Raw genomic sequence first — 19,592 nt, forward strand, 5'->3', positions numbered from 1 at the left:
GGCGGACCCGGTTGACAGACAGCAGAACGCCCCGGGCCGTCCGACCCGGGGCGCGCTGCACGTCCGCTCAGTGCTGGACGACGACCGTCTGACCGAGGCGGTTCACGCCCGTGCTCGCGTCCCACGTGCCGGTGTTCGCCGTCTGGATCGCGAACGCAGGGTCCGCCGCCACCGAGGCCTCCGGCGCGGGCAGGGCGAGTGCGACGCTCCAGCGCCCGTCCGGCACGTCGGCGAGCGACGACCGGACGGTCACGCTCTGCCCCGGCTGCCAGGACGACGCGTCGGCGTCCACCGGCACGGTCACCCGGCGGTCGCCGTCGGTCAGGACGAGCTGCACCGGGCGGCTGTTGTACGGCGCCGCCCAGCCGTCGTTCCGGATCGACACCGCCACCGACGGATTCGCGCCCGAGGTGGCGGTACTCGACGTCATCGTGAAGCGGTAGCCGAGCTTCTTCGCGGCGTCGGTCATGCCGTCCGCGCCCCAGGTCGCCAGGACGTCCTTGTTGTAGTCGAGGTTGAGGTAGCTGTAGTGGTACTTCGCCATCTCGGCCGAGGCGGACGGGTACTCGGACCGCGGCGCGTTCACGGCGCAGGTCTCACCACCGACCGGGACGTACCGCGACTCCGCCGCCAGGTAGTCCTGGTCGAGCGACAGCGGGTTGCTCAGGAACGTGCCGAAGTCGTCCGGCGAGGCGAGGAAGCAGTCGTTGTGGTGCCCGATGCGCGACGCTGCCGACCCGTCGTGCGCCTGCGCCGGGGTGAGTGCCCCGGCCGTGCCGGACGGGGTGCGGAGCGCGTCCTGCTTCATCTGCATCGTCCGGACCTGGACCGAGCGGCTCGACGGCAGGGCCGCGAGCTCGGCCTGGAGCACCTGCCGTCGGGCGTCCTTGTCGGCCTCGGTCAGCACGCCCGGGTTCGCCGGGTCGCTGGCGAAGTGGTCGGTGTAGTAGCCCTCGCCCCAGAGCCCGATGAATCCCCCCTGCAGGGTCGGGATGACGTCGGCGTTCCGGCGGAGCGTCGGGGTGAGTTGCTCGATGTGCGCGAGGACGGTCGGCAGATCGGCGTCACCGTAGGGCGCCGAGTACGGGTACGAGCCACCCTGGACGTACGCGAACCGGGTGATCACACCCACGCCGGCTGCGCGTGCGGTGTCGTAGTCGTGCTGCACGAGCGCGAGCCAGGCCGGGCTGAGTTGCCGCTGCTGGACGAATGCCTCCATGTAGAACACCCGGACGACCTGCGTGACGCCCTCGGCCCGGTAGCTCCGGAGCGTCGCGGCGTCGAGCGGCGTGTACCCGGTGCCGTCGGCGCGGTAGTGCGTCTCGGTGGTGTGATCGAACCCGCGCGAGGGGTTCGGGATGACCGCGTCGCTCGCCGTGTAGGTCACGGTCGAGGTGGTCGCGGTCCGTTTCGAGTGGTGACCGGAGGGTGATGCCCACGCGGTGGTCGGTACGGCGAGTGCGAGTGCCGCCGCGAGTGCGACGGTGGTGATGGTGCGGTGCTGCATCGGACGAGCCCCTGTCCTCGGCGCGGACGGTGATCGATGCCCCCTGGCACCGACGCCCTGCGCGGATGTGATCTGAAGGTAGGTCAAACGATCAGAAAACGCCAGAGCCTGCGCGATCCGATCACGGGTAGCGTGGGCGACATGTCAGCGCCGACCGAGAACCGTCCCCTGAACATCGTCGTCTGGAACGAGAACGTGCACGAGACCCGCGGTGACGCGACGGTCATCGGGCACTACCCCGACGGCATGCACACCGTGATCGCCGAGGCGCTCCGACAGCAGCAGCCCGGGGCCGACGTCTCCACCGCCACCCTGCAGGAACCCGACCACGGCATCACCGCCGAACGCCTGGCCACCACGGACGTGCTGTTCTGGTGGGGGCACGCCGCCCACGACGAGGTGAGCGACGCCGTCGTCGACCTGGTCGTCGACGCCGTGCACGCCGGCATGGGCCTGGTGGTGTTGCACTCCGGCCACTACTCCAAGCCGTTCAAGCGCCTGATGGGCACGACCTGCTCGCTGAAGTGGCGGAACGACGGCGAGCGCGAACTCGTCTGGACCATCGCGCCCGAGCACCCGATCGCGGCCGGCGTGCCGCACCCGATCGTCATCGACCGGCAGGAGATGTACGGCGAGTACTTCGACATCCCCCGCCCCGACGAGGAGGTCTTCCTGTCGACCTTCGCGGGCGGCGAGGTCTTCCGCTCCGGCGTCGCGTACCGCCGGGGCCTCGGCAAGGTCTTCTACTTCTCGCCCGGCGACCAGGAGTACCCCGTCTACCACCACCCCGACATCCAGCGCGTGTTGTCCAATGCGGCGGCCTGGGCTGCCCCGGTGTCCGAGCGACGCGCCCTGACCGCCGACCCCCACCCGAGGGACTGGTTCCTGTCGGACGATGGGCGTAGACAGGCCGGGTGACCAACCATCTCGACGGTGCGGACAAGCGCACCGCGGTGATCGAGGCGCTCGCCATCTTGGGATCAGGACCCGAGGAGCGCTTCGACCGCATCACCCGCATGGCCCACGAGGCGTTCGACGTCCCGTTGACCTTCCTCAACCTCGTCCACCACGACCTCGTCACCACGCAGTCGACCTTCGGCTGGCACCAGGGATCGAGCGTCCCCGCCAGCGAGCAGTTCTGCGCGTCGACGGTGCTGACCCCGGAACCCATGGTGATCCCGGACGCGTCGCTCGACGCCCGGTTCGCCGGAACGGCGGCGGTGGCGGAGCACGGCATCCGGTTCTACGCGGGTGCACCGCTGACCATGGTCGACGGCACCCGTGTGGGCACCCTGTGCATCATGGACGCGGTTCCGCGGTCGTTCTCGGACGAGGACGTCGCCCTGCTGCGGGACCTGGCGCGGTGGGCGGAGCGGGAGCTCGGCATCGCCATCGACCGCGGGCGGGTGCGCCGGGTGCTCGACGGACTGGTGCCGGACCCGGTGGAGATCCCCGGGTACGACCTCGACGTGGTGGTCGCCCAGCACGACGAGGGCGGGGGTGACGTCGCCGACTGGCGCATCGCCCCGGACGGCGCCCTGCACGTCACCGTCGGCCGCGTGAGCGCCGCCGGACCGGCGTCTGGCCTGCTCGCCGCGACGGTCCGGGGTGCCGTGGCGGCACGGACCGGTTCGGCCGTGTCGGACGCGATCGTCGGCCTGGAGGCGCAGGTCACCGCCGACCTGTCGGCTGCGGACGCCGTCGGCTCGCTCTTCCACCTGCGGCTCGACCCGACGTCGGGTCACGTCGACTTCGGCGACGCCGGGCACGGCCTCGCGGTGCTCGTCCCCGCCGACGGACCGGCTCGCGTCCTGCACCCGCTCGACCTGCCGCTCGGGCTGCAGCCGGAGTCGATCCCCCGGTCGCCCGGCGCGCTCGACCTGGAACCCGGCGACCGGCTGGCGATCTGCACGCAGGGGGTCCTGACGTTGGACGGGCTCCGGCACCTGGACGACCTCGCTGCGCTGGTGCGCTCCGCCCCGGACGGGGCCACGGCGGTCGAACGGGTGCGCACGGCGGTCCCCACGGACGCCGCGGTCGACGTCACGCTGGTGGTGCTCACGCGGCACTGAGCGCGACACGTCGGACCGGTGCGGCGCGCTGCCCGGGGTGGGTCAGGAGCGGAAGCGGTCCTGCCGCGGGCGCGGAGTGGCGGTCAGCGCGACCACGAGCAGCGTGGCGAGCAAGGCGAACCCGGCGAGCTCGATGCCCAGGCCGGCCAGCTGCCAGTACGCGCTGCCGACGTGCTGCGGCTGTGTGATCGACTCCGGCCACCACGACTCGATGAGCGGGAACGAGCCCGGGAACGGATCGAGCCCGAACACGACGAGGCCACCGAGCAGCAGCACGACCCCGAGGCCGGCCATCGCCCCGCGCGACCGTCGGAGCATGTGCACCACGAGGGCCGCAGCCATGCCGGCGAGCCCGACGACGGCGATCAGGAACGCCAGCACCACGATGGTCTGCGGCGCGAGCGCGACCCAGTCCAGCACCGCGATCGGCAGCAGCAGCCACCGCCCCGTCCGTGCCCAGCGCGCAGGGTTCCGCCATCCGTCCATGGCGACCGACCGTAGGGCACCCGGCCGAACGCCTGCCGAATGCGGCCGGTGCACCCGGCGGCAGTGTTCGCTGACCACGCGCGACGTCGCTCGTCGGCCGCGTGGTGATTCGACTGCGACAACTCTGGACGGTCCTGCTGGACGCGTTCGTCACCGAACGGCTGCGTCCGGAGATCCCGCGGCTCGTCGCGCTCATCGCTCCGGAGTGACGCGGGTCCCCCCAGGGAAACACCCACGTCACCTCGCCTCCGAGACTACCGAGGAGGGTGTCGCGCCACCGGCCCCAGTTCGCGGGCGTGTGTCCGGCGGCCCACTAGCCTGACGCCGTGCCCACACCCGCTGCCGAGGTCGATGTCGACGTCCCGCTCGTCCGGTCCCTGTTGCGCGACCAGCACCCCGACCTGGCCGGGCTCCCGCTCGAGGTCGTCGCGAACGGCTGGGACAACGTCGTGCTGCGCCTGGGCGACGACCTGGCCGTCCGGGTCCCCCGTCGGGAGCTGGCCGCACGCCTCGTCGAACACGAACAGCGCTGGTTGCCCGACATCGCCGCCCGGGTCGGATCGGTCGTCCCGGTGCCGGCTCCCGTCCGCACCGGGCACCCGGCCCTCGGGTACCCGTGGTCGTGGAGCATCGTGCCGTGGCTGCCCGGCACGGCGATCGGCGAACGGGTGGCCGGGGTCCCCGTCGCCGAGGCGCTCGCCGCGTTCGTCGGGCTCCTGCACGTCCCGGCCCCGGACGACGCCCCGGCGAACCCGTTCCGTGCGGTGCCGCTCGCGTCGCGGAGCGACGCCGTGCTGACGCGACTCGACGAGCACGGCGTGCACCGGGCCGGAGAGCTGGCCACGCTGTGGCGGACCGCAGCCGCCGTGCCCGCGCACGCCGGGCCTCCCGTCTGGGTGCACGGCGACCTGCACCCCTTCAACCTGCTCGTCGACCCGTCGGACGGTGTCGACCGCCTGTCGGCCGTGATCGACTTCGGGGACGTCACCGCGGGCGACCCCGCCGTCGACCTCGCCACCGCCTGGCTGACGCTGGACCGGCCGGGACGTCACGCGTTCCGGGCACACGTCGCAGCCTCGGACACCACCTGGCTGCGCGCCCGGGGGTGGGCGGTCGCGCTCGCGTCCGCGCTGGCGACCGCCGACGAACGCGCCTTCCGGAGCGTCGCGCAACGGAGCATCGACGCGGTGCTGGACGACTGAGTCCTCGCGGGGCTATCGTGACCGCACCATCCGTGCACAGCCGATCGGAGGGGCCATCATGACCCTCGAGCTCCGCGTCCAGCACGACGTCGCCACCGACGCCTCCCCCGCCCCCGTCCGACCCGAGCGACACGGTCTCCGCGGTCTGCTCGACCGCATCTCGGACCGCCGCGCCGACGCCCGCGCGCGACGGGTCGACGACCGGGTACGCGAACTCGGCGAACTCGTCCACCTGCTCTCCGACGCACGCGCGGTCGTCGAACGCGGGTGGGTCCAGCACGCCTGGTTCGCCTACCTCGACGAGCACGGCCGCGAGCGCACGGCCTCCAGTGCCGCCGCGATGGACGTGCAGGGCAGGCCGCTCGTCGGCGCATGCCTGGTCGGCGCGGTCGTGTCCGCCGCCGGCGGACCGCACGCGGTCCACGCGCCCCGGGTGCAGCACGCGCTCGACGTCGTGTGGCACGCCCTCGCCCGCGAGGAGGGCGAGCCCGTGCTGTGGTGCCCCGCCCCGGACATCCGGATGGGGCGGGTTCGCGACCTGACGAGCTGGAACGACGCACCGACACGCACCGGTTCCGAGGTCGCCGGGCTGCTGCTGACGGCCGAACGGGTCGCCGTGCAGGAGTCGACGCGCCTGCAGGAGCTCCGGGTGGCACGATCGGGGGCATGAGCGACGTCGAAGCGATCCCCGAGGTGCACCCGGCGAGCACCAGCACGCTGGCGGCGAGCGGCAACGCCCTGCTGTCGGACGAAGGGTCCTCGCGGAACGCCGACGGCGCGACGGCCGCGGACGGCGCGGCCGCCGACACCGCGGTGAAGCGGACGCTGCACCGGTACCTGCAGAAGCACCGTGCGGCCCTGCTGGCCAAGCTCGACGGGCTGGCGGAGCGGCAGGCCCGCTGGCCCGTGACGCCCACGGGCACGAACGTCCTCGGGCTCGTGAAGCACGTCGCCGGGGTGCAGGCCCGCTACTTCGGCGAGGTGTTCGGGCGGCCGTTGCCGGACCAGCCCGCCTGGCTCGAGTCGGAGGGTGGCGAGGACATGTACGCCTCGCTCGACGAGACCATGGCCGACATCGTGGCCTTCCACCACCGGAGTGCCGCCCACGCCGACGCCACGATCGAGGCGCTCGACCTGAGCGCCGCCGGGACCGTGCCGTGGTGGCCGGAGGGGCACCGGGACGTCACCCTGCACCGGATCCTGGTGCACATGGCGTACGAGACCGCGCGGCACGCGGGTCACGCCGACATCGTGCGCGAGATGCTCGACGGCCTGGCCGGCGACGGTGACGGCAACCTGGCCGACAAGTCGCCGGAGGAATGGGTTCGCTGGCGCGAGCAGCTCGTCGACATCGCGGAGCGAGCGGGGTTGCGCGACCTCGACGCGTAGCCGAGCCCGCAGACCGATCGTTACCGTTCTCCCAGGGTTGCCGTGCAGTCCGTGCTCTGACCAGGGGTTGTTCTCCCAGCAGATGTGAGGGAAACGACCGTGTGCGCCGATGTGCGTTGTGCAACCGGTCCAGCTGCTGCGTAGCTTTGGCCGAGCTCGTGCCCCGATCTGTGGGCAGTTCAGCCGACCGGAAGGGGAGCGCCCACCCGTGTTCCAGTACGTCGTGGAGCGATGGAGCCAGATCTGGTTCGCATCGTGGCAGCACTTCTCACTGGTCGTCCAGTGCACGGTGCTCGCCACGGTCATCGCCGTGGTGCTCGCCACACTCGTCTACCGCAGCCCGCGCTTGACCGCGTTCGCGAACGGGGTGTCGGCCATCGGTCTCACCCTGCCGTCGTTCGCCGTCATCGGCCTGCTCATCGTCCCGCTCGGCTTCGGCGTCCTGCCGTCGGTCGTGACGGTCGTCTTCTTCGCCGCGCTGCCGATCCTGCGCAACGCGGTCGTCGGCCTGGCCGAGATCCCGCCCACCGTCGTCGAGTCGGCGCGCGGCATCGGCATGAGCCGGTTCCGCACCCTGCTGCAGATCGAACTGCCGATGGCGTGGCCGATCATCCTGAGCGGCGTCCGCGTCTCCGCGCAGATGGTGATGGGCATCGCCGCCATCGCCGCGTACGCGCTCGGCCCCGGGCTCGGCGGCTTCATCTTCTCCGGGCTGTCCCGCCTCGGCGGCGCCAACGCCCTGTTCTCCGTCGTGGTCGGGGTGGTCGGCGTCGTCCTGCTCGCCCTCGTCCTCGACCTGCTCCTCATCGGCCTCGGCCGCCTGACCATCTCGAGAGGTATCCGTGTCCAGCACTGACTCCGCCACCACCACCGCGCCCGACGGGGACGTCACCGGGCGCAGCATCCTGCTCGACGAGGTCACCAAGCGGTACCCCGGGCAGTCGAAGCCCGCCGTCGACGGCATCACGCTCGAGATCCCGGCCGGCAAGATCGTCATGCTCGTCGGCCCGTCCGGCTGTGGCAAGACGACGACGCTCAAGATGATCAACCGCCTGATCGAACCCACCCAGGGCCGGATCGTCGTCGGCGACGACGACGTCACCGGCATCGACGGCGACGAACTCCGCCGCCGCATGGGCTACGTGATCCAGGCCGGTGGACTCTTCCCGCACATGACCGTCGCGGCGAACATCGCGATCGTGCCGAAGATGCTCGGCTGGTCGAAGGAGAAGATCGCGGCGCGCGTCGACGAGCTGCTCGACCTGGTCTCGCTCGACCCCGACACCTACCGCGACCGGTTCCCCCGCGAACTCTCCGGTGGGCAGCAGCAGCGCGTCGGCGTGGCCCGGGCGCTCGCGGCTGACCCGCCCGTGCTGCTCATGGACGAGCCGTTCGGTGCGGTCGACCCGATCACCCGCCAGCGCCTGCAGGACGAGCTCCTGCGCATCCAGGAAGAGCTGCACAAGACGATCGTCATCGTCACGCACGACTTCGACGAGGCCGTGAAGCTCGGCGACTGGATCGTCATCTTCACCGAGGGTGCGCACATCGTGCAGTACGACACCCCGGAGCGGATCCTGGCCGAGCCGGCGAACGAGTTCGTCGAGAACTTCATCGGCTCCGGTGCAGGCCTGAAGCAGCTCACACTGAACCGCGTGCGCGACGTCGAGGTCGAGTCGGCCGTGACGTGCTCGCCCGGCGAAGAGGTCAAGGCCGTGCTGCAGCGCATGAACGAGGCCGGCGGGCACCAGCACGCCGTCGTCGTCGACCTCCGCCAGCGTCCGATCGGGTGGCCGTCCCGCCGCCAGCTCGAGCGCCTCGACCGCATCCCCGACGGCGTCGAGCCCGGCCTGCCCGTCGTGGGCGAGGCAGCGACCCTCAACGACGCGCTCGACACCATGCTCGTCTCGAGCGCCGGCGCTGCCCTCGTCACCGGCCGTCGTGACGCGTTCCGCGGGGTCATCACCGTCGAGACCGTGATGGAGGCGATCACCCGCTCGCGCGCGACCGCCGCCGGCGACCAGGCCTACACGCCGGTCGGCACGAACACGAACCCGATCGAGACCATGCCGTCGTCACCGGTGTCGGCCATGCCCACCGGAGAAGACCTGTGAGCGCAGTCGCCGCTGCCGGCCCCGCCACCGGTGCACCCACCTCGTGGAAGGGCCTGCTGTTCCAGCCGATCGCGATCCTGGTCGTCCTGGCCGGATTCGCGGTGTGGCTCGCGACGGCGGACCTGACCCCGACGGAGCGCACGACGCTCAACCCGGCGGACATCCTGGCCCTGACCGGCCAGCACCTCGTGCTGACGCTGCAGTCGACGGTCCTGGTGCTCGTGATCGGCATCCCGCTGGGCGTCGTGCTCACCCGCGGGCCGCTGCGCCGGGCGAGCCCGTACGTGCTCGCCGTCGCGAACTTCGGGCAGGCGGCCCCGGCCGTCGGCCTCATCGTGCTGCTCGCCGCCTGGCTCGGTCTGAACAGCTCGTCCGCCGTGATCGCGCTCGTGCTCTACGCGATCCTGCCGGTGCTCCGGAACACCATGATCGGCGTGCAGAGCGTCGACGACCGACTGGTCGAGGCCGGTCGCGGCATGGGCATGAGCGCCTTCAGCGTATTGATGCGCGTCGAACTGCCACTCGCGGTGCCCGTGATGCTCTCGGGCATCCGGACCGCCCTCGTGCTGCTCGTGGGCACGGCGAGCCTGGCCACCTTCGTCGGTGCTGGCGGACTCGGGCTGCTCATCACGACGGGCGTGACGCTGTTCCTGCCGAAGGTGCTCGTCGCCGGGGCCCTGCTCGTCGCCCTGCTCGCCCTCTCCATCGACTGGCTCGGCCGCGTGGTCGAGACGGTCGCACGACCGAAGGGACTCCGATGACCCGCCGCACCCGCACCCGGGTCGGAGCCGCCGCGTTCGTCGCCGGTGCCACCGCCCTCGTCCTGTCCGGCTGCGGCCTGCAGCCCGCAACCTCGTTCGTGCCCGAGGCCGGTGCCGGCTCCATCCAGCGCATCGACGACCTGCCGGCCGACGCACACATCACCGTGACGTCGAAGAACTTCACCGAGCAGCTCGTGCTCGGCAAGATCGCCGTGCTCGCCGCCAAGGCCGCCGGGTTCGACGTCACCGACGAGACGAACGTGCCCGGCAGCGTCGCGGTCCGTGAGCTGATGACCTCGCACGCGGCCGACTTCACGTACGAGTACACCGGTACCGCTTGGCTGACCTTCATGGGTCACACGAAGGGGATCCCGGACAAGACCGAGCAGTGGACGGCGGTCAAGAAGGAGGACGCCGGCAACGGACTGACCTGGCTCGAGCCGGCGCCGATGAACAACACGTATGCCTTCGCCGTCCGCAACGAGGCCGTCAAGGAGCTCGGCGACGTCAAGACGCTCTCCGACATCACCAAGCTGCCGGTCGACCAGCGCACGTTCTGCGTGGAGTCGGAGTTCAACTCACGTGCCGACGGCTTCAAGCCGATGCTCAAGAAGTACGGTCTGGAGCTCGGCGGTTCGGGGTCGAACGGGGTGCCGAGCAGCAACGTGAGCATCCTCGACACCGGCACGGTCTACACGGCCACCGACCGCGGGAAGTGCAACTTCGGTGAGGTCTTCACCACCGACGGCCGCATCAAGTCGCTCGGGCTGACGGTGCTCGATGACGACAAGGGGTTCTTCCCGGCGTACAACGTCGCGCCCGTCATCGACTCGAAGACGCTCGAGGAGTACCCGCAGCTCGAGGGGATCTACGACCAGATCTCGCCGAAGCTCACGGACGCCGTGCTGCAGGAACTCAACCGCCAGGTCGACGTCGAGGGGCGTGAGCCGGCCGACGTCGCCTTCGACTGGATGGTCAAGGAGGGCTTCATCACGAAGCCCTGACCGTTCTCGACGCACCCGCCTGACGGACGGGAGGCGCGTGGCGGCGCCGCCACGGGCCTCCCGTCCGTTCGTGGTCGCGTCTCAGGCCGCGGCGATGCGCGCAGCCGTGTCACGGATCGACGCGACCACCGCGGCCCGCACCTGTTCCGGTTCGGACCCCTCGTGCCGAGCGGCACTGCGCAGCCCCGTCATGCACATGCCGAGGAGCATCTCGGCCGCCTGCGGGGTCGCGGCTTCCGGGCCCCAGGCCGGGTCGCGTTCGAGGATCGTGCGCACGGCGCCGGTCATCGCCTCGGCGACCGTGGTCATCCGCGAGACCTGCCGACGCATCAACTGCGGGAACCGCACGATCACGGCCTTGCGCTCGAGCCGCTCGTGCTCGTCGCCGAACGACGACCCGAACACCAGGAACGCCAGGTCCACGACGGCCTGCGCCGCCGGCTCCCCCGAGACGGCCGCCAGGTGCGCCTCGAGGGTCGCGGGTTCGAGGTCGAGCTCGGTGTGCCCGAGGACCGCGTCCTCCTTGCTCTCGAAGTAGTTGAAGAACGTCCGCGGGGAGACGTCGGCCCGCGCGGCGATCTGCTCGATCGTGGTGCCGTCGACGCCCTGCTCGAGGGCCAGGGACCGAGCCGCCTCGGCGATGCGGTTGCGGGTCTCGATGCGCTTGCGGTCACGGAGACCGAGTTCTGACGGCGTCGCGGAGTCGGGCATGGCCTGACTGTAACCGGAACGTCACATGATCTACAGCAAACGCAAACTTGCAGTCGTGCACCGGACACTACGGTGAACCCATGACCACTCCCGTGCTCGAGGCCCGTGACCTCGCCAGGACCTACGGCCGCGGTGCGACGCGGTTCGACGCGCTCAAGGGGGTGTCGCTGGCGGTGCACCAGGGCGAGAGTCTGGCGATCGTCGGCAAGTCCGGCTCCGGCAAGTCGACGCTGATGCACCTGCTCGCGCTGCTCGACAAGCCGTCGGCCGGACAGGTGCTGCTCGACGGCACCGACGCGGCGACGCTCGGAGCGCGGCAGGTCAACCGCACCCGGAACAGCACCTTCGGGTTCGTGTTCCAGCAGTTCTTCCTGACGCCGAAGACCTCGGTGCTCGACAACGTCGTGCTCCCGCTCAAGATCGCCGGTGTCTCCGGAGCCGAGCGGAAGCGCCGGGGGATGGCGGCGCTCGATGCGCTCGGGCTGGCCGACAAGGCGAAGAACGACGCCAACGACCTGTCCGGCGGCCAGAAGCAGCGCGTGGTCATCGCCCGGGCGCTGGTCGGCGAGCCGAGCGTGATCTTCGCCGACGAGCCGACCGGCAACCTCGACACGAACACCGGACAGGTGGTCGAGGACATGCTGTTCGGGCTGCAGCGCGAGCGGGGGATCACGCTCGTCGTGGTCACGCACGACGAAGAGCTCGCCGCACGCTGCGACCGCAGCGTCAACGTCCGTGACGGACTCATCGTCGGCGGATCGGACGGCGTGCCCACGGCCGGCGCCGCCGTCGACCAGCAGGCCACGCACGGAAGGCACTCCGCATGAACTTCCTCGACCTGCTCCGCACCGCGGTCGCGAACACCTTCCGCTCGAAGCTGCGCACGACCCTGACCGTCATCGCGATCTTCATCGGCGCCTTCACGATCACGCTCACCTCGGCCATCGGCACGGGCGTCAGCAACTACATCGACAGCCAGGTCTCCTCGATCGGTGACGACGGCACCCTGGTCGTCACGAAGGCCGTAGACTCCACCTCGACCGACAGCGGCCCGGCGGAGTACGACCCCAAGGCGTCCGGTCAGAGCGTCGACCGCGGCCCGGCGTCGTTCTCGTACCTGTCGCAGTCCGACGTCGACGCGATCGAGAAGACCGACGGCATCACGAGCCTCCGCCCCGCGGTCGCCCTCGCCCCGAAGTACGCCGAGTACGGCGACCACGGCAAGTACGTCGTCTCGCTCACGGCCAACGCCGGCGAGCTCGACGCCGACCTGGCGAGCGGCAGGCAGCTCGACGACGAGACCGACGCCAACCAGGTGATGCTGCCGACCGACTACCTGAAGAACATGGGTCTCGGCAGCGCCTCCGCCGCCGTCGGCAAGGAACTCACGATCGCCGTCGACGACTACCAGGGCAAGGAGCACACGCTCACCGCCACCGTCGTGGGCGTGCAGAACGAGTCGCTGTTCGGCAGCGGAGCCGGAGCGAACGCCGCGCTGACCGACGCCATGCAGGCCGCGCAGGAGATCGGCAAGCCCGACTCGATCGCGACGTCCTACGCCAGCGCCACCGCGACGCTCGACTCCGACGCCTCCGTCACCACGGTCAAGGAGTCCCTGGCCGACGACGGGTTCCTCGGCCAGACCATCCAGGACCAGCTCGGCCAGTTCCAGACCGTGATCAGCGGCATCGTCGGGGTCCTGAACGCCTTCGCCGTCATCGCCCTGGTGGCGGCGGGCTTCGGCATCATCAACACGCTGCTCATGAGCGTGCAGGAGCGCACCCGCGAGATCGGCCTGATGAAGGCCATGGGCATGGGCGGCGGCAAGGTGTACACCCTGTTCTCGCTCGAGGCGGTGTTCATCGGGTTCCTCGGCAGCGCGATCGGGGCCGGTGTCGCGATCCTGCTCGGCACGGGCATCTCGAACGTCCTCGCCGGCACGGTGCTCAAGGACCTGCCGGGCCTGCAGATCATGCAGTTCGCGCCGAGTTCGGTCGCCACGATCATCCTCGTCGTGATGTTCATCGCGTTCCTGGCTGGCACCTTGCCGGCACGACGAGCCGCACGGCAGAACCCGATCGAGGCACTCCGGTACGAGTGACAGGCAGGGGTGCCTAGTGTCGGGACGGTGACGACGTTCGGACGCGACCTCGGTGACGGCTACACGCTGACACTGCGCGACCTGAGCACGGTCGACCCGGTGCTCACACTCGTGCACGCGAACACCGATCGTCTGCGGGCCGCGGAGCCCTGGGCCTGGGATGCCCAGACCCGCGAGACCATCGCGCTGCACACCGAGCGGCTGCTCGGGCAGTTCGCGATGGACCGCGCCTTGCCCTGCGTCATCCGTGCGGACGACCAGGTGGTCGGGGTGGCTTCGCTGACGTTCGACCCGTACCTGGGCCAGGCATCGCTCGGCTACTGGGTGGACGCCGGACAGGAGGGTCGTGGCGTGGTCCGGCGGGCCGCCTCCGTGCTGATCGGGGTCGCCCGGGCACGCGGGTCCGCACGGATGGAGATCCGGACCGCGGTCGACAACGCGCGGAGCCGAGGGCTCGCCGAGCGGCTCGGCTTCGCGCACGAGGGCACCCTGCGCGGCGCGCTGCCGCTCGGCCCCGAGCGTGTCGACGTCGCGGTGTACGGGTTGCTGCTCTGACGCCCGCCGCCCTCGTGCAGCCGGACCGACACCGGTCGCCGGTATCGTCGGAGCATGGCCTTGTTCGGACGACGCAACCACGACGTGCGCGATCGACCCATCAGCCAGGTCGAACTGAAGCGGGCGGTCGACGAGGGCTTCCTCATCGCGAAGGCCGCCGTCACCATCGCAGTGGCCAACCGCATCATCACGAACGCCCTGCGTGACCAGGGGTACTTCGATCACGCGCTCATCGCCGAGGCCACCCGCGAGGAACTCCACCGCATGGCCGAGGAACAGCGGGGCGACGCCGCACGCATGCGCGACATCCGCTCCACCTCGAGCAAGCAGAAGGGCCGTTCCCGCCACCAGCACGACTACCGGCGGGGCGACGACCTGAAGCTCCGGATGCGCGAGGCGACGTACGAGCAGCTCGCCACCATGCTCGACAAGCGCCGCGACGACCAGCACTTCGTCGACGGCATCGTGCTCGCCGCGCGGGCCCGGGCCTGGGACGACATCGGCACCACCGTCGTCGGACGCCTCGGTTGGGCCCAGCGCCCGGCGGACGACTACGAGATCGGCCGCGACGACCGGCTGCAGCAGATGCTCGACGAGGACTTCGCCGAGTTGCTCGCCGAACACCCCGTCGGATCGACCCCGGTCGACGCCGACGAGCCCGACGACGCCGACGGCGACCAGGACGAGTCGGACCCGGCCGATCCCGACACCTCGCGCACCTGACCGGTACTTGATATACCGCGTCGTCTTCGATACGCTCATCGAGTAACGCCCCAGGACCATTCGGCTCGCCGGACTCCTGGGGCGATTGCTGTCTCAGAGGGGTGCGACGAGGGGCGCGATGATCGATCCGGCCACGCTGCAGGCGCTCCCGAGGTTGCTCAGCGCAGCGCGCTTCGACCGCTACGCGGCTCGCTACGACGGCCGTACCGACCTCGCCGCCCGGCTCTACGCCTGGAACTCAGAGATCGCGTCAGCGTTCTGGAGTCCCGTCGGTTGCCTCGAAGTGTTCGTCCGGAATGCTCTCCACGACGAACTCCGCCGGGGCCGTCGTGACGACTGGTGGAACGACTCCGCTGTCCACCTGCTGGACCGCGAACGCCGAGCGGTCGACGACGCCACTCGAACCCTGCGTCGACGGGGCTTCGCCGATCCCGAACCGGATCAGGTGGTCGCTGCGACGAGCTTCGGCTTCTGGGTCGGCCTCACCGATGCGGGGATCCCCCGAGACCCGATCTGGAGCTACGAGACGGCGCTCTGGCAGCCCCGGCTCGTGCACGCGTTCCCCGGCCTGGGGGCGGTCCGACGCAAGCAGCTGCACCGGCGACTCGATGCCGTGCGGAGATTCCGGAACCGGCTCGCTCACCACGAACCCATCCACGATGCGCCGTTGGCGGCCATCCGTGACGACATCGTCGCGATCGCCGGAGCGATCGACCCCGACGCAGCGGCGTTCATCACCGGTGCGCACCGTATCGACGACGTCCTGGCTCGGAAGCGGGTGGCGGTGACGACAGGCGCTTCGGTGATCTGACCGACACCACACGCAGTCACGAGTCCCTAGGCTCGGTGCATGGTTGATGCGGTGGTCGTCGGAGCGGGACCGAACGGGCTCGCGGCAGCGGTGACGCTCGCACGCGCCGGACTGTCGGTCGAGGTCGTCGAACGGAACGACACGATCGGCGGCGGCGCCCGGACGGCCGAGCTCACCCTGCCCGGCTTCCTGCACGACGTCTGCTCCGCCGTGCACCCGATGGCCCTGCAGTCCGAGTTCTTCCGGCTGTTCCGGATGGAGGAGCGCATCGAGCTCCGCCTGCCCGAGGTGCAGTACGGGCACCCGCTCGACGGTGGCCGTGCCGGCATCGCCTACCAGGACCTCGACCGCACCGCCGCCGAGCTCGGGGTGGACGGGCCGGCCTTCAAGCAGCTGATGGCCCCGCTGGCGGAGAACGCCGACCAGGTCGCCGACTTCGCGACCGACGCGCTGCTGCACGTGCCGCGGCACCCTCTGACGGTCCTGCGCTTCGGCCTGCGGGCGCTCGAGCAGGGCACGGCCGCGTGGAACCTGCGCTTCCGCGGCGAGGCTGCCCCGGCGATGGTGTCCGGCGTCGCCGCGCACTCGATCCAGCACCTGCCGTCCCTGTCCACCGCCGCGGCGGCACTGTCACTCGGCTCGTACGCGCACGCCCGCGGCTGGCCGGTGCCGATCGGCGGCAGCCAGGCGATCGTCGACGCGCTCGCCGCGGACCTCGTCGCGCACGGTGGCCGCATCGTCACCGGGCAGGAGGTCCGGTCACTCGGTGACCTCACCCCGGCGAAGGCGGTGCTGTTCGACACGAGCGTGCCGGGCATGCTCCGGATCGCGGGCAGGCAGATCCCGACGCCGAAGCGGGGTGCACTCCGTCGCTTCCGGTTCGGCAACGCGGCGGCGAAGGTCGACTTCGCACTGTCCGACCCGGTGCCGTGGACCAACGAGTCGCTGCGGAAGGCCGGGACCGTGCACATCGGCGGGACCCGGCAGGAGATCGCGGCCGCTGAACGTGCCGTGGCGCACGGCCAGCACGCCGAGCGCCCGTACGTGCTCGGCGCGGAGCCGACCGTGGTGGACGCGACCCGCGCCCCGAGGGGCAAGCACGTCTTCTGGGCCTACGCGCACGTCCCGGCGGGGTCGGACGTCGACCCGACCGAGGCCGTCACCCGCCAGATCGAGCGGTTCGCGCCGGGGTTCCGCGACACGATCCTGTCGTCGAGCTCCCGCACCGCCGTGCAGATGGGCGAGTACAACCCGAACTACGTCGGCGGCGACATCGCCGCCGGTGCCGCGAGCTTCTGGCAGCTCGTCAAGCGCCCCGTCCTGTCCAGCGACCCGTGGCGGATGGGCGGCGGCATGTACCTGTGCTCCGAGTCCTCCGCGCCCGGCCCCGGGGTGCACGGCATGGCCGGGTGGCACGCGGCGAAGAGCGCACTCCGGCACACCTTCGGCCTGCCGGAGGACGTCGACCTCACCCCGGAAGGCTGATCACCATGGCGAAGAACGTCCGCATCTTCCACTGCTCCCCCGAGGCCGTCTTCGACGTCCTCGGCGACGGCTGGCTCTACCCGACCTGGGTGGTCGGCGCCTCGCGGATGCGTGGTGAGGACCCCGGATGGCCGGCCGTGGGCACCCGGATCCACCACTCGTTCGGCGTCTGGCCGTTCGTCATCAACGACACGACGACGGTCCTGGAGTACGACGAGCCGCGCCGGCTGGTCATCCAGGCCCGGGGCTGGCCCGTCGGCGAGGCCCGCGTCGAGGTCGAGATCGAACCGCACCCGCGGGGCTGCCGCGTCACCCTGCGGGAGAACCCGGTCGCGGGACCCGGATCGCTCGTCCCCGGGTTCATCGCGCAGCCCGGCATCTGGTTCCGCAACCGCGAGAGCATCCGCCGGCTCAGCTGGGTCGCCGCGGGGCGCGCGGCGAACGCCTGAGACGTCCCCGCGGACGGACGGGAGGCCCGTGGCGGCGCCGCCACGGGCCTCCTGACCGTCGCCGGTTGCGTCTACTGCGCCCGACTGAACTCGCTGGCACGCGCCACCTGGTCGTCGGTCAGGGCGACGCCCGTGTACCGCTCGAACTGGCGGGCGGCCTGCAGGGCGATGACCTCGGCACCGGTGATGACGTGCTTGCCGGCGGCGCGCCCTGCACGGACGAGCGGCGTCTCGGACGGGAACGCGACCACGTCGAAGACCGTGTGCGCCGCCTCGATCCGTTCCGGCGCGAAGGCGACCGCGTCCTGTTGGTCGCCGCGCATGCCGAGCGGGGTGACGTTGACGACCAGGTCGGTCTCCCCCGCCGCACGCTCGTCGGCCACCCACTCGTACCCGTACTGCGATGCGAGGGCCGGGCCGGTCTGCTCGTTGCGGGCGACGACCGTCAACCGGTCGAACCCGGCGCCGCGGAACGCTGCCGTGACGGCCTTGGCCATGCCGCCCGAGCCCCGGAGCAGCACACGCGAAGCCGGGTCGACCTGGTGCGATGCGAGCAGTGCGGCGATCGCCTCGTAATCGGTGTTCGACGCGGTGAGCACGCCGTCGTCGTTCACGACCGTGTTGACCGACTGGATCGCGGCGGCGGAGTCCTCGATGTGGTCGACCAGCGGGATGATCGCCTCCTTGAAGGGCATCGACACCGAGCAACCGCGGATCCCGAGCGCACGGATGCCGGCGACGGCGCCGGGCAGATCGGTCGTGGTGAACGCCTTGTACAGGAAGTTGAGGCCGAGCTCGTCGTACAGGAAGTTGTGGAACCGGGTGCCGATGTTGCTCGGTCGCGCGGCCAGCGACATGCAGACCTGCATGTCCTTGTTCAGGATGGGCATGCTCCCAGTCTCGCACCCTCTCCCTTCCTCGTCCTCCCGGGGATGGAGCGGTCCACACGGACCGGGTGCCGCGCTCCGGGGTAGCGTCGGTTCCGATGACTGAGATCCCGGAGACCATGCGCGCTGTCCGCTTCGACGAGTGGGGTGACCGATCGGTCCTGCACGTCGCCGAGGTGCCCGTTCCCGAGGTGACGCCCGGGCGGGTGCTCGTGCGCGTCCGCGCCGCGGGCATCAACCCCGGGGAGTCGGCCATCCGTCAGGGTGCGTTCGGCGGCGACCTGCCGTCCGGGCAGGGCACCGACTTCGCCGGCATCGTCGTGGCTGTCGGGGCAGAGGTGGACGGCGTCGACGAGGGCGAAGAGGTCATCGGCTGGTCGTGGGACCGCGCCAGCCAGGCCGAGTACGTCTCCGTGCCGGCAGTCCAGGTCGTCCAGAAGCCACGCCTGCTCGACTGGACCGTGGCGGGTGGCCTCGACGTCATCGCGACGACCGCGGCCGCAGCCGTGCGTGCGGTCGACCCGCGTCCGGGTGAGACCGTCGTGGTGTCCGGTGCCGCAGGCGGGGTCGGCGGCTTCGTCACCCAGCTGCTCGCGAACGAGGGCATCGACGTCATCGCCGTCGCCTCCGAGGCGAACCACGAGTGGCTCCGTTCGAAGCGTGCACGGCCGGTCGCGTACGGCGATGGGCTGCAGGAGCGCATCACCGAACTCGCGACGAACGGCGTCGACGCCGTGATCGACACCCACGGCGCCGAGTACGTCCGGCTCGGCATCGCCCTCGGCGTACCGGTCGACCGCATCGAGACGATCATCGCGTTCGACGAGGCCGCCGAGGTCGGGGCGAAGGCCTCGGGCAGCGCGGACACCGCCGACCCGGAGATCCTCGGGGCGCTCGCCATCGAGGTCGCGAACGGCGCCATCGAGGTGCCCGTCGCCGCGACCTACCCGCTCGACCGCGTGCAGGACGCCTTCGAGAAGCTCGAGCAGGGCCACACCCGCGGCAAGATCGTCCTCATCCCCTGATCCCAGGGCCGCTCAGGGCTGCTCAGGGCCGGTCCGGGGGTTTCCCCCACCACGCTCGGGGTGCGACCCGGATGCCCTCGACCGGCCGCGTTGCGTAGCGTCGTCGGTATGAGCACACTCTCCCGTCCCCGCAACGGTCGTCTGCTGGCCGGCGTCTGCGCCGGTCTCGCCGACCGCTTCAACCTGTCCCGCACCCTGGTCCGGGTGGTCTGGGTCATCCTGAGCTTCTTCCCCGGGCCGCTGTGGATCGCCTACGTCGTGCTGTGGTTCGTGATGCCGCCCGAGGGTGGTCGACGGCGCTGAGCAGCCC

The 19,592-nt window shown here is 71.0% G+C and carries 22 protein-coding genes; 18 read left to right on the plus strand and 4 right to left on the minus strand.

Annotated elements, in window-relative coordinates:
• Positions 1 to 67: 67 nt before the first annotated feature.
• On the minus strand, positions 68 to 1,507 hold the full coding sequence (locus Q9R26_RS04745; protein WP_311226674.1) for a DUF4832 domain-containing protein: 1,440 nt from the start codon (positions 1,505 to 1,507) through the stop codon (positions 68 to 70).
• 141 nt (positions 1,508 to 1,648) lie between these two features.
• Between Q9R26_RS04745 and Q9R26_RS04750 the strand changes: the two genes are divergently transcribed.
• Complete coding sequence (locus Q9R26_RS04750) at positions 1,649 to 2,425, plus strand: ThuA domain-containing protein (protein ID WP_259362657.1); 777 nt, start codon at positions 1,649 to 1,651, stop codon at positions 2,423 to 2,425.
• Positions 2,422 to 3,579, plus strand: coding sequence for a GAF domain-containing protein (locus tag Q9R26_RS04755; protein WP_311226675.1), 1,158 nt, complete (start codon positions 2,422 to 2,424; stop codon positions 3,577 to 3,579). Before Q9R26_RS04750 ends, Q9R26_RS04755 begins: the two co-directional genes overlap by 4 nt.
• Positions 3,580 to 3,621: 42 nt before the next feature.
• Here Q9R26_RS04755 and Q9R26_RS04760 read toward each other — a convergent pair whose 3' ends face one another.
• Positions 3,622 to 4,065, minus strand: coding sequence for a disulfide bond formation protein B (locus Q9R26_RS04760; protein ID WP_311226676.1), 444 nt, complete (start codon positions 4,063 to 4,065; stop codon positions 3,622 to 3,624).
• Positions 4,066 to 4,391: 326 nt separating this feature from the next.
• Here Q9R26_RS04760 and Q9R26_RS04765 point away from each other — a divergent pair, with 326 nt between their 5' ends.
• From Q9R26_RS04765 to Q9R26_RS04795, 7 genes are all read left to right on the plus strand, one after another.
• Entirely contained in the window at positions 4,392 to 5,267 is an 876-nt protein-coding gene (locus Q9R26_RS04765) for an aminoglycoside phosphotransferase family protein (RefSeq protein WP_182064459.1), read from the plus strand.
• Between the two features lie 58 nt (positions 5,268 to 5,325).
• Positions 5,326 to 5,937, plus strand: coding sequence for a hypothetical protein (locus tag Q9R26_RS04770; protein ID WP_209132432.1), 612 nt, complete (start codon positions 5,326 to 5,328; stop codon positions 5,935 to 5,937).
• Positions 5,934 to 6,656: a DinB family protein gene (locus Q9R26_RS04775; RefSeq protein ID WP_311226677.1), complete on the plus strand. Its 723-nt coding sequence runs from the start codon at positions 5,934 to 5,936 to the stop codon at positions 6,654 to 6,656. The genes Q9R26_RS04770 and Q9R26_RS04775 overlap by 4 nt, the downstream gene beginning before the upstream one ends.
• Positions 6,657 to 6,864: 208 nt before the next feature.
• Complete coding sequence (locus Q9R26_RS04780) at positions 6,865 to 7,512, plus strand: ABC transporter permease (protein ID WP_182064456.1); 648 nt, start codon at positions 6,865 to 6,867, stop codon at positions 7,510 to 7,512.
• A complete protein-coding gene (locus Q9R26_RS04785) occupies positions 7,499 to 8,770 on the plus strand; it encodes an ATP-binding cassette domain-containing protein (protein WP_311226678.1) in 1,272 nt (423 codons plus the stop codon). Before Q9R26_RS04780 ends, Q9R26_RS04785 begins: the two co-directional genes overlap by 14 nt.
• The gene (locus Q9R26_RS04790; RefSeq protein WP_311226679.1) at positions 8,767 to 9,531 is read left to right on the plus strand and encodes an ABC transporter permease; all 765 of its coding nucleotides are present in this window, start codon (positions 8,767 to 8,769) and stop codon (positions 9,529 to 9,531) included. The genes Q9R26_RS04785 and Q9R26_RS04790 overlap by 4 nt, the downstream gene beginning before the upstream one ends.
• Entirely contained in the window at positions 9,528 to 10,535 is a 1,008-nt protein-coding gene (locus Q9R26_RS04795) for a glycine betaine ABC transporter substrate-binding protein (RefSeq protein WP_311226680.1), read from the plus strand. The genes Q9R26_RS04790 and Q9R26_RS04795 overlap by 4 nt, the downstream gene beginning before the upstream one ends.
• A gap of 81 nt (positions 10,536 to 10,616) precedes the next feature.
• Here Q9R26_RS04795 and Q9R26_RS04800 read toward each other — a convergent pair whose 3' ends face one another.
• The gene (locus Q9R26_RS04800) at positions 10,617 to 11,246 is read right to left on the minus strand and encodes a TetR/AcrR family transcriptional regulator (RefSeq protein ID WP_311226681.1); all 630 of its coding nucleotides are present in this window, start codon (positions 11,244 to 11,246) and stop codon (positions 10,617 to 10,619) included.
• A gap of 80 nt (positions 11,247 to 11,326) precedes the next feature.
• Between Q9R26_RS04800 and Q9R26_RS04805 the strand changes: the two genes are divergently transcribed.
• The 7 genes from Q9R26_RS04805 to Q9R26_RS04835 all read left to right on the plus strand — a co-directional run bounded on the left by Q9R26_RS04805 (position 11,327) and on the right by Q9R26_RS04835 (position 17,370).
• Positions 11,327 to 12,073: an ABC transporter ATP-binding protein gene (locus Q9R26_RS04805; RefSeq protein WP_311226682.1), complete on the plus strand. Its 747-nt coding sequence runs from the start codon at positions 11,327 to 11,329 to the stop codon at positions 12,071 to 12,073.
• A complete protein-coding gene (locus Q9R26_RS04810; protein WP_311226683.1) occupies positions 12,070 to 13,347 on the plus strand; it encodes an ABC transporter permease in 1,278 nt (425 codons plus the stop codon). The genes Q9R26_RS04805 and Q9R26_RS04810 overlap by 4 nt, the downstream gene beginning before the upstream one ends.
• A gap of 27 nt (positions 13,348 to 13,374) precedes the next feature.
• Positions 13,375 to 13,902: a GNAT family N-acetyltransferase gene (locus tag Q9R26_RS04815; RefSeq protein ID WP_182064450.1), complete on the plus strand. Its 528-nt coding sequence runs from the start codon at positions 13,375 to 13,377 to the stop codon at positions 13,900 to 13,902.
• Between the two features lie 54 nt (positions 13,903 to 13,956).
• Positions 13,957 to 14,625, plus strand: coding sequence for a hypothetical protein (locus tag Q9R26_RS04820; protein WP_311226684.1), 669 nt, complete (start codon positions 13,957 to 13,959; stop codon positions 14,623 to 14,625).
• 118 nt (positions 14,626 to 14,743) lie between these two features.
• A complete protein-coding gene (locus Q9R26_RS04825; RefSeq protein WP_311226685.1) occupies positions 14,744 to 15,436 on the plus strand; it encodes a hypothetical protein in 693 nt (230 codons plus the stop codon).
• Positions 15,437 to 15,475: 39 nt separating this feature from the next.
• A complete protein-coding gene (locus Q9R26_RS04830; RefSeq protein ID WP_311226686.1) occupies positions 15,476 to 16,921 on the plus strand; it encodes an NAD(P)/FAD-dependent oxidoreductase in 1,446 nt (481 codons plus the stop codon).
• Between the two features lie 5 nt (positions 16,922 to 16,926).
• A complete protein-coding gene (locus Q9R26_RS04835) occupies positions 16,927 to 17,370 on the plus strand; it encodes an SRPBCC family protein (RefSeq protein WP_182064447.1) in 444 nt (147 codons plus the stop codon).
• Between the two features lie 71 nt (positions 17,371 to 17,441).
• On the opposite strand, the gene Q9R26_RS04840 is transcribed toward Q9R26_RS04835, so the two are convergent.
• Positions 17,442 to 18,260, minus strand: coding sequence for a shikimate 5-dehydrogenase (locus Q9R26_RS04840; protein WP_182064446.1), 819 nt, complete (start codon positions 18,258 to 18,260; stop codon positions 17,442 to 17,444).
• Between the two features lie 95 nt (positions 18,261 to 18,355).
• Between Q9R26_RS04840 and Q9R26_RS04845 the strand changes: the two genes are divergently transcribed.
• Together Q9R26_RS04845 and Q9R26_RS04850 are read left to right on the plus strand one after the other, a co-directional pair.
• Positions 18,356 to 19,282, plus strand: a complete 927-nt coding sequence (locus Q9R26_RS04845; RefSeq protein WP_311226687.1) for an NADP-dependent oxidoreductase — start codon at positions 18,356 to 18,358, stop codon at positions 19,280 to 19,282.
• A gap of 108 nt (positions 19,283 to 19,390) precedes the next feature.
• Entirely contained in the window at positions 19,391 to 19,585 is a 195-nt protein-coding gene (locus Q9R26_RS04850; protein WP_027466823.1) for a PspC domain-containing protein, read from the plus strand.
• Positions 19,586 to 19,592: the final 7 nt, after the last annotated feature.

This window comes from Curtobacterium sp. BRB10 (genome assembly GCF_031844325.1).
In the GTDB taxonomy this organism is placed as follows: domain Bacteria; phylum Actinomycetota; class Actinomycetes; order Actinomycetales; family Microbacteriaceae; genus Curtobacterium; species Curtobacterium poinsettiae_A.

Coding starts and splice junctions, on each gene's coding strand:
- Q9R26_RS04825 (WP_311226685.1), top strand. CDS start 14,744: ATGATCGATCCGGCCACGCTGCAGGCGCTCCCGAGGTTGCTCAGCGCA.
- Q9R26_RS04760 (WP_311226676.1), bottom strand. CDS start 4,065: ATGGACGGATGGCGGAACCCTGCGCGCTGGGCACGGACGGGGCGGTGG.
- Q9R26_RS04830 (WP_311226686.1), top strand. CDS start 15,476: ATGGTTGATGCGGTGGTCGTCGGAGCGGGACCGAACGGGCTCGCGGCA.
- Q9R26_RS04840 (WP_182064446.1), bottom strand. CDS start 18,260: ATGCCCATCCTGAACAAGGACATGCAGGTCTGCATGTCGCTGGCCGCG.
- Q9R26_RS04850 (WP_027466823.1), top strand. CDS start 19,391: ATGAGCACACTCTCCCGTCCCCGCAACGGTCGTCTGCTGGCCGGCGTC.
- Q9R26_RS04805 (WP_311226682.1), top strand. CDS start 11,327: ATGACCACTCCCGTGCTCGAGGCCCGTGACCTCGCCAGGACCTACGGC.
- Q9R26_RS04835 (WP_182064447.1), top strand. CDS start 16,927: ATGGCGAAGAACGTCCGCATCTTCCACTGCTCCCCCGAGGCCGTCTTC.
- Q9R26_RS04795 (WP_311226680.1), top strand. CDS start 9,528: ATGACCCGCCGCACCCGCACCCGGGTCGGAGCCGCCGCGTTCGTCGCC.
- Q9R26_RS04845 (WP_311226687.1), top strand. CDS start 18,356: ATGACTGAGATCCCGGAGACCATGCGCGCTGTCCGCTTCGACGAGTGG.
- Q9R26_RS04810 (WP_311226683.1), top strand. CDS start 12,070: ATGAACTTCCTCGACCTGCTCCGCACCGCGGTCGCGAACACCTTCCGC.
- Q9R26_RS04750 (WP_259362657.1), top strand. CDS start 1,649: ATGTCAGCGCCGACCGAGAACCGTCCCCTGAACATCGTCGTCTGGAAC.
- Q9R26_RS04745 (WP_311226674.1), bottom strand. CDS start 1,507: ATGCAGCACCGCACCATCACCACCGTCGCACTCGCGGCGGCACTCGCA.
- Q9R26_RS04820 (WP_311226684.1), top strand. CDS start 13,957: ATGGCCTTGTTCGGACGACGCAACCACGACGTGCGCGATCGACCCATC.
- Q9R26_RS04775 (WP_311226677.1), top strand. CDS start 5,934: ATGAGCGACGTCGAAGCGATCCCCGAGGTGCACCCGGCGAGCACCAGC.
- Q9R26_RS04800 (WP_311226681.1), bottom strand. CDS start 11,246: ATGCCCGACTCCGCGACGCCGTCAGAACTCGGTCTCCGTGACCGCAAG.
- Q9R26_RS04770 (WP_209132432.1), top strand. CDS start 5,326: ATGACCCTCGAGCTCCGCGTCCAGCACGACGTCGCCACCGACGCCTCC.